Source organism: Aestuariibaculum suncheonense (assembly GCF_014596935.1).
Taxonomy (GTDB): Bacteria; Bacteroidota; Bacteroidia; order Flavobacteriales; family Flavobacteriaceae; genus Aestuariibaculum; species Aestuariibaculum suncheonense.
In genome coordinates this window covers 1-15,991 of record NZ_JACVXC010000001.1, presented here as the reverse complement: position 1 = coordinate 15,991, position 15,991 = coordinate 1, and the positions used below count along the sequence as shown (strand labels likewise).

The following is a 15,991-nucleotide window of genomic DNA, read 5'->3' as shown; positions in this document are numbered from 1 at the left end:
CGTCTTGAATTTGTTTAACCTATCCTTAAAGCTAAAAGGCTTTCCCATTGAGGAAACTAACCGACTTTTAAAGCAAATTCAAAGCTTACCTGAAGAACACTACACAGAACACTTAGAATCACAAAAGAAGGCAATTGTTACCTATCATTTAAAACATAATCCGTTTTACAAAAACTTTGCAAAAGATATAAATCCGGACGATTGGAACAGCATTCCTGTTATGACCAAACGGGATTTACAGCAACCATTATCTCATAGACTTTCTGAAGGTTTTTCAAAAAAAAAAGTTTTTGTAAATAAGACTTCCGGCTCTTCTGGAGACCCGTTTATTTTCGCAAAAGATAAATTTTGTCATGCTTTAACATGGTCGGACATTTTTGATTGCTATGGTTGGTATGAAATTGATTTAAACAAATCAAAACAAGCTCGGTTTTACGGCATTCCTTTAGACAAAAAAGGCTATTCCAAAGAACGTTTTAAAGATATTTTAAGCAAAAGGCATCGCTTCTCGGTTTTCGATTTGAGCGATACTGCATTAGAAAAATGCCTTGAGAAATTCAGAACCACCAAATTTGAATATTTGAACGGATACACCAGTCCCATCGTTCAGTTTGCAAAATTTCTTCAAAAAAAAGAGATTGTACTCAAACAGCTTTGTCCGACACTAAAGCTGTGTATGACAACTTCCGAAATGCTTTTTGAAGATGATAAAACGCTTTTAGAGACGCAATTCGGGATTCCGATTATTAACGAATATGGCGCAGCCGAATTAGGGATTATTGCTTTTCAAAATATCACAAATCAATGGATTGTAAATAGTGAAGATTTATATGTAGAAATATTAGATGAAAACAACCGTATTCTTCCTTATGATCGAGAAGGTCGAATAGTTGTTACATCTCTCTACAATAAAGCACACCCCTTTATTCGTTACGACTTAGGCGATATAGGAACTTTAGCAGAATCCAGCACCTTGAAAACCCCAATACTTAAACATTTAACCGGCCGCACCAACGATATTGTCAAGCTGCCAAGCGGAAAAAAGGCCGCCGGATTAACCTTTTATTACGTGACTAAAACCGTGATTGAAGATTCGGGGAACGTAAAAGAATTTGTTATTGAACAAACCCAAATCGATAGGTTTAAAATCAGTTATGTTAGCAACAATCCTTTATCTGATGCAGATAAAACCAATATAAAAGCTGCAATTGAAACCTATTTAGAATCCGGGCTAACCATCCAATTTGAAAGGAAAGAGCGGTTAAACCGTGAAAAAAGCGGCAAATTAAAGCAGTTTACCTCTTTTGTTTAGTTTCTGTATTTTAGAACACCTCTACACATCCACTGACACATATAATAAACTGATTTTATGAAGTTTAGATTTTCAACCTCTCTATAAAACTGCCATTGATATTTTATTAAGCCCTTTTTATTTCTGGAAAGCGAATGTTTTCGAATTCTGTAAATGGCCTTAGACTCTTGAACACCATAAGCAAACGGAATCTCTTTTAAATACTGAAGCCACAAACCCATGTCCTGTCTTTTTTTAATTTCAGGCATATGTTTTTTTCCTAAAACACTAACATCTAAAAAAGCCGTTAAGCAACTAATGGAATTAGACTTGAGTATGTCGTAATACGTCACCTTTTTAGGCACAATAAAATCGGAATACACAAAATTTAAATCCTCGTCTGCTCTTTTATAAGATGAAAATACAAACGGAATTTTAGTAATTTTAATGGTCTTGATGCTATTTTCAATAAAATCCGGAAACCAGATATCATCGGAATCCAAGAAGGTCATGTACTGACCGCTAATTTGATCAATCCCTTTGTTTCTGGCAATAGCCGGACCTGAATTGGATGCTAACTGAATGAATTGTATTCTCGAATCTCTAGAAATAAATGATTTTACAATATCAATCGTATTATCAGTCGAGCCATCATCAACAATAATCCATTCCCAATGTTGATACGTTTGATTAAGAACCGATTGAATAGTTTCAGTAATATACTTTGCCGAATTAAAAGAAGGCGTTACTATTGAAACTAAACCATCCATTAATATGCTTTTTCTTCACCTTTAACAGCATTTAAAAACGTCTGTATTACAATTTTTAAGTCAAGTAATAAGGACCAGTTTTCAATGTAGAATATATCGTATTTAACGCGGTTTACAATATCCTTATCGGTTTCTATCTCACCTCTAAATCCACTGGTTTGAGCTAAACCGGTAATACCAGGTTTCACAAAGTGGCGCACCATAAATTTATCGATTCGCTCTGCATACATATTGGTATGTTTCACCATATGAGGTCTTGGTCCTACCACCGACATATCTCCAAAAAGCACATTAAAAAACTGCGGAAGTTCATCGATACTCGTTTTTCGAATAAAAGCACCCACCTTTGTAATTCGCATATCCCCTTTTGTTGCCTGTTGTTCATGCGCATTGTCATTGGGCGTCATAGATCGGAATTTATAACAATCGAATTCCTTATAATTAAATCCATTTCTGGATTGCTTAAAGAATATTGGCCCTTTAGATTCTAATCTGATAATTATCGCTAAAATCGGTGTTAACCATGATAATAAAAAAATGATTACACACGATGAAAAAATGATATCGAAGGCGCGTTTCGCAAATTTATTTACAGGTTCCTGAATAGGAATATCTCTTAAAGATAAGATTGGGATATAATCGTAATACTCATATTTTAATTTTCTTGAATAAATATCCTTATTATCGGGGATGAATTTTAACTCTTTTAAATTATTATCGGCAAAATCGATAAGTTTGTTAATCTGTTTATTTGATAAATCAGCTACCGAAAAGTATATCTCATTGATATCGTTATCAACAACATAATCGAAACATTTTTTTAGAGAAAAGTCATCATCTTTAACCACAAACTGTTTCTTAAACTTATAACCAAAATGAAGTTTGGTGTTAAAAATTTTAATTAATTGTCTGGACTTTTCCGTATTTCCTAAAACAATAACATTTCTTAAGTTTCCTCCTAAAACAGCACGATACCTGTTCAGTAGAAAAAAGGTTAAAATTTTAAAAAAAGATACCAAAAGAAATACAGAAACCAAATATTCCCCTAAAGCCAAACGACTAATATTAGGCTGCTTAAAAAATCCTATATATGCGTATAAGGCAAATGCCAATAAGACAAACTGCCTCAATAACAAAGCCACGATTTGAAACAACCTTGTGTGGCGTTGTACCTCGTAAAAACGATTATAAAAGGCAATGGCTTCCCAAAAGATCACCAAATACAATAGGAATAAATATACATGATTGAAATTTATGGGAAATATAAAAATAGTTCCAATCATGAGCCCAATATCAATACAACGTGATAGCGGATTAATGAATTTCGAAAAACGTCCTTTTTGGGTTGTTCTCAATTTACTTTTTGATATGTTGTTTAAAATCTTTGTGTTCACTTTTAAATAGCTCTTCTTCCGACAGGGTTTTAAAGTAATCAAACGTCCACTTCATGCCCTGTTCTCGATTCACTTTAGGCTCCCAATGTAATAGTTTTTTTGCTAAAGTGATATCGGGTTGGCGCTGTAACGGGTCGTCAACAGGTAATGTCTTATAAATTACTTTTTGGTTTGTGTTTGTTAATTTAATGATTTCTTCTGCAAAATCTCTAATTGAAATTTCATGCGGATTACCAATATTAACAGGATAAGCATAATCGCTGAATAACAAGCGGTAAATACCTTCCACCTGATCGTCTACATAACAAAACGATCGCGTTTGAGACCCATCACCAAACACCGTTAAATCTTCTCCTCGTAAAGCCTGTCCCATAAACGCAGGAATCACACGACCATCATTCAATCGCATTCTTGGTCCGTAAGTATTAAAAATACGCACAATGCGGGTTTCCAGGCCATGAAACCGGTGATAGGCCATGGTTATAGATTCCTGAAAACGTTTGGCTTCGTCGTAAACCCCACGAGGGCCAATGGTATTGACATTTCCGTAATAATCTTCCGACTGCGGATGCACTAAAGGATCGCCATACACCTCAGACGTTGAAGCAATTATTATCCTTGCGTTTTTCGCTTTGGCTAAACCTAACAGATTATGCGTTCCTAAAGAACCTACTTTCAAGGTTTGAATAGGTATTTTAAGATAGTCTATCGGACTGGCTGGCGAGGCAAAATGAAGAATATAATCTAATTCTCCTTCTATTTGAATAAACTCGGTAACATCGTGCTCTATAAACTCAAAATTCGGATGATTCTCTAAATGCCCGAGATTCTTTAGGTCGCCGGTAATAAAATTATCCATGCCAATAACATAAAAACCTTCTTTAATAAACCGATCACATAAATGTGATCCTAAAAATCCAGCAGCACCTGTTATTAGAACCCTATTCATCTTTAAATTATTTATTGAAACCTTTTCCTATTGAATAACATACAAAACCAATATTTTCTAAAGATTTTATATCTAAAATACCACGACCATCAAAAACAAAAGCTGGCTTTAACATGTTATCATAAATAGCTTGCCAATCGTAAGTTTTAAACTCATCCCACTCAGTTAAGACCGCAATAGCATGGGAATCTTTACACGCCTCATACGGATCGTTTTTAACATTCAATAAACTTCTGTTTTCTTCTTCAGCACGAGTATTTAAATAATCTAAATCGGCGTAAATACGTTCTTCGGTTACCTTAGGATCGTACACCGCAATATGCGCTTGTTCATTCAGTAAATTATCAGCTACTTGAATCGCTGCAGACTCACGGGTATCGTTGGTATCCTTTTTAAACGCCCAACCTAAAAAGGTTATTTTTTTACCTGAAACCGTATTATAGAGTGTAGAAACAATATTGTTTGAAAAACGATTTTTTTGATAATCGTTCATAATGATGACCTGCTCCCAGTAATCAGCCACTTCGTTTAATCCATAGGTTTTGGCAATATAAACAAGATTTAAGATATCTTTTTGAAAACAAGACCCTCCAAAGCCAACAGAAGATTTTAAGAACTTAGAGCCTATCCTGGAGTCTAGTCCAATAGCTTTTGCCACTTCATTCACATCGGCTCCGGTTTTTTCACAAAGCGCCGACATAGAATTGATGGAAGACACACGCTGCGCCAAAAAGGCATTAGCAGTAAGTTTCGACAATTCCGAAGACCACACATTAGTGGTTAAAATGCGTTCTTTAGGCACCCAATGGGCATAGACATCCACCAAAGCCTGAATGGCCTCCTGACCTTTATCCGACGTATCTCCGCCAATCAACACACGATCTGGAGCCAATAAATCGTCTACAGCTGTACCTTCTGCTAAAAATTCAGGGTTAGATAAAATCTGAAACTCCACACCATTACCCGTATGATCTAAAATATTTTTAATAGCAGAAGCTGTACGTACCGGCAATGTGGATTTTTCAACGACTATTTTGTTTGTCTTTGAAACTGAAGCAATCTGTCGCGCACACAACTCGATATACTTTAAATCAGCCGCCATACCCTTACCTTTACCATAGGTTTTTGTAGGTGTATTCACAGAAATGAATATCATATCGGCTTCATCGATGGCTTGATCAACATCCGTAGAGAAAAACAAGTTTCTACCACGTGCTTCACCAACAACGTTGTCTAGTCCTGGCTCAAACACTGGTAATTTATCTAAATCGGCATCATTCCAAGCCGCTATGCGTGTTGCATTAACATCGACTACGGTAACATTTATATGTGGACATTGTTGTGCGATAACCGCCATTGTTGGTCCGCCTACATAGCCAGCACCTAGGCAACAAATATTTTTAACATTCATTTTATTTAAAACTAATTATTTATTTTCTCCTTCCAGTCTTTGTAGAATATTTCTACTACTTCTTTAAACTCCTTTTCAAATCGCTCTTTACCAAATTTTTCAGCATTAGCTCTTACCTTTTCAGGGGCAAATTCCATTTTATCTATTTTCGAAACCCCATTAATAATAGCTTCTACAGATTGTTCATAAAAAAAAGTTCCACTAACACCATCTTCTATAGTTTCTAATGCCCCTCCTTTTCCATATGCCAATACAGGTGTTCCACAAGCTTGAGCCTCAACAGGGACAATTCCAAAATCTTCTTCAGCTGCAAAAATAAAAGCTTTTGCCTTCTGAAAATAACGTATCACCTCAGAAAATTCAATATGTCCAGTTAAAATTATATTTAAAGACATTTTTGATTGAATCTTTTTCTTTTCTGGACCATCCCCAATCACAACTAACGTTTTATCCTTCATTTTTGAAAAAGCCTCAACAATCAAATCAATTTTTTTATAAGGCACAAATCTTGAAGCTGTAACATAATAATCCTCTTTATTTTTTTCTAATGCAAAACTAGAAATATCGACAGGCGGGTAAATAACTATTGAATCTCTTCTGTATACTTTTTTTATGCGTTTAGCTATATAATTAGAATTTGCGATCAAATAATCCACCCTATTCGTACTTAAAACATCCCAGAGTCTTATTTTACTTAAAACGCGTTTGGCATACCAAGCTTTAATCCCCTTTAACTTAGACTCTTTTAAATAAGGATGATACAAGTCCCATGCATAACGCATAGGAGAATGAATATAAGAAATATGTAATTGATTAGAATTAGTTAATACACCTTTAGCTATAGATGCTGAAGAGGAAATTATCAAATCATATTCAGATAAATCAAATTGTTCAATTGCGTATGGAAAGAACTCTAAAAACTTACGATGATTAGATTTTGAGGTTGGTAATTTTTGAATAAAAGAGGTATTAACGTAACTTTTATCTCCAACAAAAATTTCTTCTCTATCTTTTTGAGAAAGAAAATCAATTAAAGCGTAATGATCAAAATCTGACCAAATGTTATTCAACGATTTAAGCACTTTCTCTGCGCCTCCATTTACATAATACCAATCATGAATCAGTGCTTTTTTCATTTTAATAATTTATAAGTATTATTATTTGAAAAATAACTTAGGAAAAAAGCAAATAAAATTACCCCCATTTGCCTATTTAAAATACTTTCTGTTAAAAAAGATATAAAGATAATGAACAAAAACTCAAAATAAAGGATATTTAAACGTTCATGGTAAAGCAAAAATCCAGCAAACAAAATCAAGCCAATAATTCCGTAATTTACCGTAAAAGATAAAAATTGATTATGAGGATCATAATTATCCTTTATTATTTTGTTGTTCTTTTCATAAAAGTACTTAATTAAAAACCTTCCTTCCGGAATTGAGTTTCCAAATAAATAATTCTCATTTACAGCCTCAATAGAGGCCTCCCATAGTTTTAGACGATTTGATACCCCTTCATTATTTTTCATTTTCTTTAACAAATATGAAGATTGACTCCCTATAAAAACTCCTATAACCGACAATAGTACAAAAACAAATAATCTTGTCTTTATAGTTATTTGATTATTTAGAACTAATTCAATTAATACAACCCCAAAAAAAACAAATAGAGCAACCCTAGAAGATAAAAAAAGAAGAAATAAAAAGGAAACAAAACAAAAGATCAGCTTAACAGCTTTCCTAATTTTATTTTCATTAATTATAGTTATCAGACTTAAATTTATAAAAAAACCCCAATATGGTGGATGAATCCCTATTTTTATGGGTACAATCCATTGGTAATAACTAAAATCCAATTTTACACCTCTTTTATAATTATCATAATGCACAAATAAAATCACCACAAAAGTTAAAACATAAAAAAAGTAATTTATGATTATGAGTAATAAGGCAATTCTTTTTTCTTCATTCTTACTAAATTTATATAAACCTACTGTAAATATAAAAATTAGAATAGGCAAAAGTCTAAACAAATAACTCCATCCTTTTATATCTGAGCTAAATGATTCTCTTATTAACAAATAACCGAAAAACAAACAAACAATCGAATTTTTATAACTTAATCTAAACACATAATTCTTTTTATCTAAAAAAATTATTAAACACAATAAAAAAACAATTATTGGAGAAATAATATTATTAAATAATATACTTATAAATAAGAGCCCTACTAAAAGTTCTATTTTAATATTTAAAATATTTTTTTTAACTAAACTCATAATAAAGTTTTTCTGTTTCTACAACCATTTTTTCCCTTGTAAATCTAGCCAAGTAGTCTTCTCTTGCATTTTGAGAAATTTTTAAATATAAACTGCTATCAAAATACAACTGCTCAATTTTACTTGCTGCTTTTTGAGGATTATTTGAATCGAATAGAAATCCATTATAACCCTCTGTAACCACCTCATTATTACCAACTACATTTGTCGCAACAATTGGAACACCACTAGATTCGGCTTCCAAAAGAGATAATGGCAACCCTTCATGCCGTGAAGTAGAAAGATAAATGGAACCTTCTGTTAAGTATTTCTGAGGACTATTGTCAAATCCAATCATGATAAGGTTTTTCACATTGTCATCACTCTTCAATCTTTTAAATCTTTTAAATTCTTCACCATCTCCTACCCAACAAAATATTATATTAGGATTTACTTTTTTCAAAATATTATAAGCTAATTCCATATTTTTCTCATAAGAATACCTTGTAAACATAACAACTCTTTTAGGAGCATTCACTTTATTTATTAATGAGTAATCTCGAACTCCATTATAAATAAGTCTTACATTTTCTTTTTTGATTCCCAAAACATCTACAGCTAATTTTCTTTCACCTAGACTTACTGAAATAAATAATTTGGTAAAACGTTTTAATAATCTTTCTGTATAAACATTTTTAATCTTATTAAAAAAACCTTCTTCTGTGACATTTCCAATGCCATGGAAAGTATGTATTACAATAACCTTTTTACTTGTTAATCTTAATAACCGGGAATAGACTCCAGCCCCTTTTCCATGAGAATGAACAATATCAATTTTGTGCCTTTTAACAAATGCTTTTAGATGTAAAAAATATCTTAGTGAAAAAGATCTATACGGAATTTTCACTAACCCCCTAATTCTACTACTATTTTTCCAACATTCATCATACATATATCCTTCAAACGGACACCCTAAAAACAATTTAAATGAGTCATGATCAATTCCTTCTATTAATTCATTAACATGAATTGGTCCTCCTCCTATATCTGCTCTAACAGTTACTAAAAGAATTTTTTTCATATTCATTAATATTATCATTCATTATAAAAACATATACTAGGGCAAATTGCGTCATTAGGAGTTCAGCTAAGATTGATGCTCCTGTATTGTTTGTAACAAATAAACCCAACAAAAAAAAAGGAATAAACATCCCATTCACTGATATGTTTTTTACCTTCCATACATTCTTATATAATGAATAAAAAAATAAAAAAATAAAAAATAAGGATACTATTCCACCATAAGATAAAAACTGTAAAAACAGGCTTTCAGGAATACCTACATATTTGCCTATATCTGGATTTTGACTGGCAACAAAATCTATTTTTTCTCGAAAAAGAGTTGGATTAAACCCTGTTCCAAATATTACTCTTAGAGGATTAGTAAATAAAAAAATTAATATTAATAACCATGTGTTCAACCTTACATCTACACTTCCATCACCTCCTTCTTCTCTAAATTTACGAATAGAATTTTCTACTTTGTTTATTATAGATAATTCAATATCAAAATAATTTACTGCCCATATTATTAATAATAAAAACAAAACAAACAAAATAAAAACCGAAACTAATTTAGAAGGATTAAACTTCTTGTATGACACATAATAAAAAGAATAAGTAAAAATCGTTATAAAAATAAGTAAGAAAGTTTCTCTAGATGTTAATAGCATTAAATTAATAAAACATAATATAATTGTGAGTAACCCCAAAAAGTTTTTTCTCTTACTTCTTAATATGCTAGAAAAATTAAAGAATAAAATTAACGCTAAATAGCTTCCATAAATTCCGTGATTTCCAGAATAAATTACAAATGAGCCAGATTGTAAATTTAATACTCTATTTGAAAAACCTGTCGGCATATAACTACTTACATAAGTAGCCATTGCTACATAGGTAGCCCAAATTTTACCTGATTCTATCTTATTTAGGTAAAATATAATTAACGTTAATACTATTGTGGTTATAGTTATCTTATTAAGTATTTTTATAAAATTGGTCGGAGTATAATTTGATATAATTATAATAGCAATAACATAAATAGAGTATTTAATTATTTTTAAAAGCCCAACCAAATCAAAACTATAAAACAGAGAAAATACGGTTAATATTAGTGTTAATATTAATGCCATTAACAAGTATATATATGGCATTGAAATTATTGACATCTTTGTATTGAACTTACCTTTTGCTAAAAAATATAATCCAATAAGAATAGGTAGTATTACTTCTTGAGGCATTATTATGACACTTGGCAATATTTCAATTTTAAAACAAAGCGGAACAATTAATAATAACCAAAATATTTTATTTTGAATCCAACTGGATGTAATGCTAAATGATTCTGGCATATCATTACTTTAAAATATTAAAAAACTCAGATTCATATTTTGCAACAATATGCTTAACATTAAATTTTTGCTTGGTTAAATTGCGAATTATTTCACCATTATAATTATTTGATTGAAATATTTTAAAAAGAGCTTCAGATAAGAGCTTCAAATTCCCATCTTCAATTAATTCTCCATTAACATCGTTTTCTATAATCTCATCAATGCCCCCTACATAATTATAAGCTAATACAGGTTTACCACAAGCATTAGCTTCAAGAACAACATTAGGAAAGCCTTCATACCTAGATGTAGATAGCACTAAATTTGCCTCTTTAAGTAAAACATATGGATTTTTAACAAACCCTTTAAATGTTACTTTATCTTTCAGGTTTAAATTAACGACTAACTCTTCTAAATATTCTTTTAATTCGCCTTCTCCTGCAATTGTTAAATGAAAATTATCAGGCATACACGACATTACCTTTATCGCATGATCCATTCTTTTTTGGTGAGTTAATCTACCTATTACTAATAAATTATATTTATCTTTAGGTAAAGACACCACCTCTATGTCCTTAGTACTTAAATATTCTATTTTGTCAAAATCTACAGGGTTATTAATAATTTTTAATTTTTGCTCAGGAAAGTTATAGTTTATAATTAAATCTTTCTTCATTGATTTAGCCTGACAAATAACTAAATCAAAATTCTTATATACTGTTTTAAATAAAAAATCAAAAAGTTTAGGATATCTTTCGTCTTTGTTTCTTATACTAATCGTATTTGATTCTCTTGCAATAAATTTAGTCCTTTTTGGTAGTATTGGTCTAAAAAAAGCAATTAATAAATTTAAATGTCCTAAGGTCGATAAAACAATATCTGGCTTATGGCCTCTAATAAAATTTATAATTGGAAAAATAGCATATCTAACCCGGGCCTTTTTAAAATCAATTATATTTACTGATTTGGGTATTTCTTCTAAATATTTCCCTTTTTTACAACCTAAAACTAATGTTATATTAAACTTTTCTTGATCTAAATACTTAACAACATTTGAAATCACCCTTTCACTTCCTCCTCCTTCCAAACTAGGAATAATAATAAAAATATTTATTCTCATTTCTCACCTTTTGATATTTTCAAATCTAATTGACTTCCTAATTCAAAATCCCATTGTCTAGGATTCCAAATCATCAATCCTGAATAAGGTTTAAAAGTTAATTCTCCGAAGTATATTTCATCTTTAACTTTATACAAATCAACTCGAACAAATTTAAAATCTGATGCTAATCTCTCACTCAATTTAAGCATTAAATCTAACTCCTTTGGCCTTTCTATCTCTTTACTTTCCTCAGAAAAGTATCTGAATTCTTGTCTATTCCAATTAATATCATACCAATCTTCTTTGACACCTGTCTCTCTATCTAATAAGGTTTGTATATATCTAGGCTTACCATTAAAACAAAATATTTTATAATCATTAAGTAATGTATTACCACTTTCATCTGACATAAGCTTTTCTACAATGATTTTCGGTTTGATATCTTTATACTCCCATTCTCTATTCAAATTGTAATAGTTCTTACTTAATCTTTTCTTTAGTAACTTATGTATCTCTTTATAATTAACATTATTTTTTTGTCTAACTATAATACCTCCTCCACTATCATGATTTGTTTTGATTATTACCGGGTAATTGGGTAAATTTTCAGCAGCTATATCCTCTACATTTTCAGTTACTAATATTAGTGGAATTAAATGTTTTTCTCCAATTTTCTCTTTAACATATTCTCTAACTTCATATTTATCAGCACATTTTGTATAAAGAGGATTCTTATCATATAATTTAAGCCATTGTATTTTTTCCGTAAATAATTTTGGGGATTCCAAGTTAGGATAAACTCCAAAGATTTTTTTATACTCAAGAAGAATAAATAATTTTTCAGATATTATTTTATACCTAAAAAGATTATAACCAAAAATTAACGGTTTTATAAAAAAGGAACGTTTTCTTTTTTTATAAAAATTATAAATATCTTTCATTATACCACTTTATTAATATTTTATCTTAACTACAATAAACTGAGTTAATCCTATCAATCCTCTTATCGAAACCAATATTATCGCTGCTGCAATTATTCCATATTTTTCTATAAAAATTATCCCAGACAAAAAACCAATAATTGAATAAAATAATATTATATTTCTCACTAAAACATCTCTTTTTTGTAGAATTAAAGTGTTAATACCATAGGCACTCATAACAGCAATAAAAAGTGGATTTAAAGACAGTATTTTTAAAATAAAAACACTGGATAACATTTCATCCCCAAATAAAAATACCACAATAGTCTTACTAAAGATTAAAAAGAACATTGAGGAAAAGAATCCTACGATAAGTGTTAAACTAATTAGCTTTTTCCTATAATCTATATTCCGATTCAAATAGGGAAAAATTGTAGTTGAAATTATATTGATAATGGAGTTTCCAACTTCAATTAATTTCGTGGCCGCAGAATAATACCCTACCTGAATATTATTTGTAAAAACACCCAATAAAACTCCCATTGAATTGTTATATAAATTAGGAGCTAAAGTTGAAATAAAAATATTAAAGTCTTCTTTTAATCTAAAAAAAACATCCTCAAGTTTAGGAAAATAGAAGTTAATATTGAATTTCCTTTTCATTATATATAATGAAACTAATCCTCCAATAACTAATCCTAATGCATTTAGTAAGGGAACATAAATATAATCTGATTCATTACTTACTAAAAGGAATAATAACAAGAGATAACTAATTTTAGATATTAAGTTTACTATTGTTATATATTTCATTTGTTCAATTCCTTGAAAATACCATGTAGGCAACAAAGCATTGCCTAAAACAATACCATACGAGTAAATTAAAAGTAACTTAATTTCGTTAAGCTTAGGAAAAATTAATATCAGAAAAACTAAAAACAAAAAACAAACTAAAAGAAGCAATAGTTTGGCTCCAAAAATTGTATTTATAAGTTTATCTAATACTTTATGATCTTCTCTATTTTCAGAAATAGATCTTGTCCCTGTTAAATCAAAACCATAGTCAACAACTGATTTGAAATACAAAACAATCATTTCTCCAAATGCAACTAATCCAAATTTTTCTACCCCTAAAACTTTGACTAAGAAGGGAAGCGTTAATAATGGAATTATATAATTACCCGCTCTTAATACCAATAAAGAAATAAAATTATTCCTTAAATCTCTCAAATCTACATTAATACCCATCTATACTTATAAAACTACGTGTTAATTTTGTTTTATTAAGGAAATTCTTTTAAAATTTTTATTGGATTACCTCCTGCAATAACCATTTCAGGAATATCTTTATTTACAACACTATTAGCGGTTATTACACTCCCCTTTCCAATTTTTACTCCTGGTAAAACTATAACTCCAGTAGCTAACCATACATCATCTTCAATTATAACTGGCTTACTATTTCCTATTGTATTAATTCTATTAGAAACATTGGAAAAAGAAAGATCGTGTCCATTTCCATCTATAATTTGACAATTAGCAGCAATTAAACAATTTTTCCCTATAACTATTTTTTCAATTGCATGGATACAACTCCCATGAAGCCTAGTATTATTTCCTATTTTTATTATTGCTCCATCCCTGTCTGCCATCAACTTGCATCTAGAATACATATTTACATGATATCCTAAATTTTTAGAATTAATAGTTACGTTGTCTCCAATATCTAACAAAGCTCCTTTATGTATATGGATTAAAGGCTTATTATGAAACATAATTCCTTTACCAACTTTTATATTCCTATGAAATTTAAAATAATGGAAAAGTATTATTCGCTTAAAATAATTAACTGCTTTAAATAGAAATCTAATCATAAATAAATTATCGCTCATAATTTAAAAACCATTTGGCAAACTCCTTTACTCCATCTCTTAAATTTGTTTTTGGCTTATATCCTGTTCTCTCCGTTAAATGAGAAACATCGGCATAAGTTCTTTGAACATCACCATCTTGCATAGGGTAAAACTCTTTAATTGCCTGTTCACCCAATGCTGTTTCTAACTCCGAAATAAAATCCATTAATTTTATTGGTTTAGAATTTCCAATATTAAAAATATCGGCTTTAGGCATTTTTTCTGGTAAAACATCTAAAATACACTCAACCCCTTTAACTATATCTTCAACATAGGTAAAGTCTCGTTGCATATTACCATTATTAAATACCTTTATAGGTTTTCCTTCTAAAATTGCAGAAGCAAATAACATAGGCGCCATATCTGGTCTACCCCAAGGCCCATAAACCGTAAAAAAACGAAGTCCTGTTGTTGGTAAATTATATAAATGGCTGTATGTATATGCCATTAATTCATTACTTTTTTTAGTTGCAGCATATAAACTTACAGGTTCATCTGTTCTATCCTTTTCTGAAAAAGGAATTTTAGAATTAGCCCCATAAACCGAAGAACTAGATGCGTAAACAAAATGTTTCACATTATAATGTCTACAGCACTCTAAAAGGTTTACAAAACCAACTAGATTAGATTGTACATAAGTATGCGGGTTTTCTAAAGAATATCTTACTCCTGCTTGAGCAGCTAGATTTACAACATGAGTAAAACCTTCTTCTTGAAACAATTTTTCTATACTTTTTAACTCAATAATATCCAACTTAGCAAAACCTAAACTTGAATAAATTTCACTTTTTACTAGACTACCATCAGCTAAAATATTTTTCTTGTTAATCCCTAATTCATTTAGTCTAGCATATTTTAAATTAGTATCGTAATAATTATTAATATTATCAATTCCAACTACCTTTATGTTTTTTTCTAAAAGCGTTTTTGCTAGATAAAACCCAATAAATCCTGCTATTCCAGTTATTAATACTTTCATTAATTATAATTCGAAAAAGTGTACTTTTTAACTCACTTGGCAAAAATAAAACATTAAACCGTCCTAGCAAGAGAATTCATACTATTTAACTATGCTTTTTACTTTTCTTCAATAGATCATGCCCATACAACGATTATTTTCTTGATAATTGCTTTATTTTGAGAATAGCATACCTGAATTAAACAAGAGTAAAACCTTAAACAAAATACAATGAGCGAGATCTATAATTGTAACCTGAGACTGAGATTAAATACCCACAACAGACAACACCTCACTGTCACCCTAAGCTTAGCCTGCCTCGAGCTTGCCGAGAGGTCGTAGGGTCAAAGAATCACGCCTCACAACAGACAACATACAACCACAAATAAGATACTCCAGTCTCACCCTCGAGGGAACCACAGAGGTGTATAGTATAGCTTTAAGTAACAAGCATCTCTAAAACTGTAAACAATAAACACCTTTAAATGGTCGTTCATAATTCAAGCTTTATAAAATTATGAAGGTACATGGATAGGGCGGACAAAGTGAGCTACCCGCGGCGGGTCAAAGTGAGCATAGTAAACTAAGTGCTCAAAATCTATTCATTTGTGGTTAAATTTAGTGTTATTT

General features: G+C 30.5%; 14 protein-coding genes. 1 reads left to right on the top strand and 13 read right to left on the bottom strand.

Annotated features, from left to right (window positions below):
• Positions 1 to 4: 4 nt before the first annotated feature.
• Positions 5 to 1,312: a phenylacetate--CoA ligase family protein gene (locus ICJ84_RS00070; RefSeq protein ID WP_188214320.1), complete on the top strand. Its 1,308-nt coding sequence runs from the start codon at positions 5 to 7 to the stop codon at positions 1,310 to 1,312.
• On the opposite strand, the gene ICJ84_RS00065 is transcribed toward ICJ84_RS00070, so the two are convergent.
• The 13 genes from ICJ84_RS00065 to ICJ84_RS00005 form a co-directional block, all read right to left on the bottom strand.
• The gene (locus tag ICJ84_RS00065; protein WP_188214319.1) at positions 1,309 to 2,061 is read right to left on the bottom strand and encodes a glycosyltransferase family 2 protein; all 753 of its coding nucleotides are present in this window, start codon (positions 2,059 to 2,061) and stop codon (positions 1,309 to 1,311) included. The two genes, ICJ84_RS00070 and ICJ84_RS00065, sit on opposite strands and share 4 nt — an antisense overlap.
• Positions 2,061 to 3,344, bottom strand: coding sequence for an undecaprenyl-phosphate glucose phosphotransferase (locus tag ICJ84_RS00060; protein ID WP_188215403.1), 1,284 nt, complete (start codon positions 3,342 to 3,344; stop codon positions 2,061 to 2,063). The genes ICJ84_RS00065 and ICJ84_RS00060 overlap by 1 nt, the downstream gene beginning before the upstream one ends.
• Positions 3,345 to 3,417: 73 nt before the next feature.
• On the bottom strand, positions 3,418 to 4,404 hold the full coding sequence (locus ICJ84_RS00055; protein WP_188214318.1) for a UDP-glucuronic acid decarboxylase family protein: 987 nt from the start codon (positions 4,402 to 4,404) through the stop codon (positions 3,418 to 3,420).
• Between the two features lie 7 nt (positions 4,405 to 4,411).
• Complete coding sequence (locus ICJ84_RS00050; RefSeq protein WP_188214317.1) at positions 4,412 to 5,815, bottom strand: UDP-glucose 6-dehydrogenase; 1,404 nt, start codon at positions 5,813 to 5,815, stop codon at positions 4,412 to 4,414.
• 11 nt (positions 5,816 to 5,826) lie between these two features.
• On the bottom strand, positions 5,827 to 6,951 hold the full coding sequence (locus tag ICJ84_RS00045; protein WP_188214316.1) for a glycosyltransferase: 1,125 nt from the start codon (positions 6,949 to 6,951) through the stop codon (positions 5,827 to 5,829).
• Entirely contained in the window at positions 6,948 to 8,093 is a 1,146-nt protein-coding gene (locus tag ICJ84_RS00040; protein ID WP_188214315.1) for an O-antigen ligase family protein, read from the bottom strand. The genes ICJ84_RS00045 and ICJ84_RS00040 overlap by 4 nt, the downstream gene beginning before the upstream one ends.
• Positions 8,080 to 9,153, bottom strand: a complete 1,074-nt coding sequence (locus tag ICJ84_RS00035; RefSeq protein ID WP_188214314.1) for a glycosyltransferase — start codon at positions 9,151 to 9,153, stop codon at positions 8,080 to 8,082. Before ICJ84_RS00035 ends, ICJ84_RS00040 begins: the two co-directional genes overlap by 14 nt.
• The gene (locus ICJ84_RS00030) at positions 9,125 to 10,483 is read right to left on the bottom strand and encodes an O-antigen ligase family protein (RefSeq protein WP_188214313.1); all 1,359 of its coding nucleotides are present in this window, start codon (positions 10,481 to 10,483) and stop codon (positions 9,125 to 9,127) included. The genes ICJ84_RS00035 and ICJ84_RS00030 overlap by 29 nt, the downstream gene beginning before the upstream one ends.
• A 4-nt stretch (positions 10,484 to 10,487) precedes the next feature.
• Entirely contained in the window at positions 10,488 to 11,585 is a 1,098-nt protein-coding gene (locus ICJ84_RS00025; protein ID WP_188214312.1) for a glycosyltransferase, read from the bottom strand.
• The gene (locus ICJ84_RS00020) at positions 11,582 to 12,508 is read right to left on the bottom strand and encodes an ATP-grasp fold amidoligase family protein (protein ID WP_188214311.1); all 927 of its coding nucleotides are present in this window, start codon (positions 12,506 to 12,508) and stop codon (positions 11,582 to 11,584) included. Before ICJ84_RS00020 ends, ICJ84_RS00025 begins: the two co-directional genes overlap by 4 nt.
• Positions 12,509 to 12,520: 12 nt before the next feature.
• Entirely contained in the window at positions 12,521 to 13,738 is a 1,218-nt protein-coding gene (locus tag ICJ84_RS00015; protein ID WP_188214310.1) for an oligosaccharide flippase family protein, read from the bottom strand.
• 35 nt (positions 13,739 to 13,773) lie between these two features.
• Positions 13,774 to 14,382 carry a DapH/DapD/GlmU-related protein gene (locus tag ICJ84_RS00010; protein ID WP_241748649.1) on the bottom strand — a complete coding sequence of 203 codons (609 nt, stop codon included), beginning with the start codon at positions 14,380 to 14,382 and terminating at the stop codon, positions 13,774 to 13,776.
• Positions 14,372 to 15,382, bottom strand: a complete 1,011-nt coding sequence (locus ICJ84_RS00005; RefSeq protein WP_188214309.1) for an NAD-dependent epimerase — start codon at positions 15,380 to 15,382, stop codon at positions 14,372 to 14,374. Before ICJ84_RS00005 ends, ICJ84_RS00010 begins: the two co-directional genes overlap by 11 nt.
• Positions 15,383 to 15,991: the final 609 nt, after the last annotated feature.

Bases quoted from the DNA above. Each gene is read 5' to 3' on its own strand.
- ICJ84_RS00065 (WP_188214319.1), bottom strand. From the start codon at position 2,061: ATGGATGGTTTAGTTTCAATAGTAACGCCTTCTTTTAATTCGGCAAAG.
- ICJ84_RS00060 (WP_188215403.1), bottom strand. From the start codon at position 3,344: ATGATTGGAACTATTTTTATATTTCCCATAAATTTCAATCATGTATAT.
- ICJ84_RS00055 (WP_188214318.1), bottom strand. From the start codon at position 4,404: ATGAATAGGGTTCTAATAACAGGTGCTGCTGGATTTTTAGGATCACAT.
- ICJ84_RS00050 (WP_188214317.1), bottom strand. From the start codon at position 5,815: ATGAATGTTAAAAATATTTGTTGCCTAGGTGCTGGCTATGTAGGCGGA.
- ICJ84_RS00045 (WP_188214316.1), bottom strand. From the start codon at position 6,951: ATGAAAAAAGCACTGATTCATGATTGGTATTATGTAAATGGAGGCGCA.
- ICJ84_RS00040 (WP_188214315.1), bottom strand. From the start codon at position 8,093: ATGAGTTTAGTTAAAAAAAATATTTTAAATATTAAAATAGAACTTTTA.
- ICJ84_RS00035 (WP_188214314.1), bottom strand. From the start codon at position 9,153: ATGAAAAAAATTCTTTTAGTAACTGTTAGAGCAGATATAGGAGGAGGA.
- ICJ84_RS00030 (WP_188214313.1), bottom strand. From the start codon at position 10,483: ATGCCAGAATCATTTAGCATTACATCCAGTTGGATTCAAAATAAAATA.
- ICJ84_RS00025 (WP_188214312.1), bottom strand. From the start codon at position 11,585: ATGAGAATAAATATTTTTATTATTATTCCTAGTTTGGAAGGAGGAGGA.
- ICJ84_RS00020 (WP_188214311.1), bottom strand. From the start codon at position 12,508: ATGAAAGATATTTATAATTTTTATAAAAAAAGAAAACGTTCCTTTTTT.
- ICJ84_RS00015 (WP_188214310.1), bottom strand. From the start codon at position 13,738: ATGGGTATTAATGTAGATTTGAGAGATTTAAGGAATAATTTTATTTCT.
- ICJ84_RS00010 (WP_241748649.1), bottom strand. From the start codon at position 14,382: ATGAGCGATAATTTATTTATGATTAGATTTCTATTTAAAGCAGTTAAT.
- ICJ84_RS00005 (WP_188214309.1), bottom strand. From the start codon at position 15,382: ATGAAAGTATTAATAACTGGAATAGCAGGATTTATTGGGTTTTATCTA.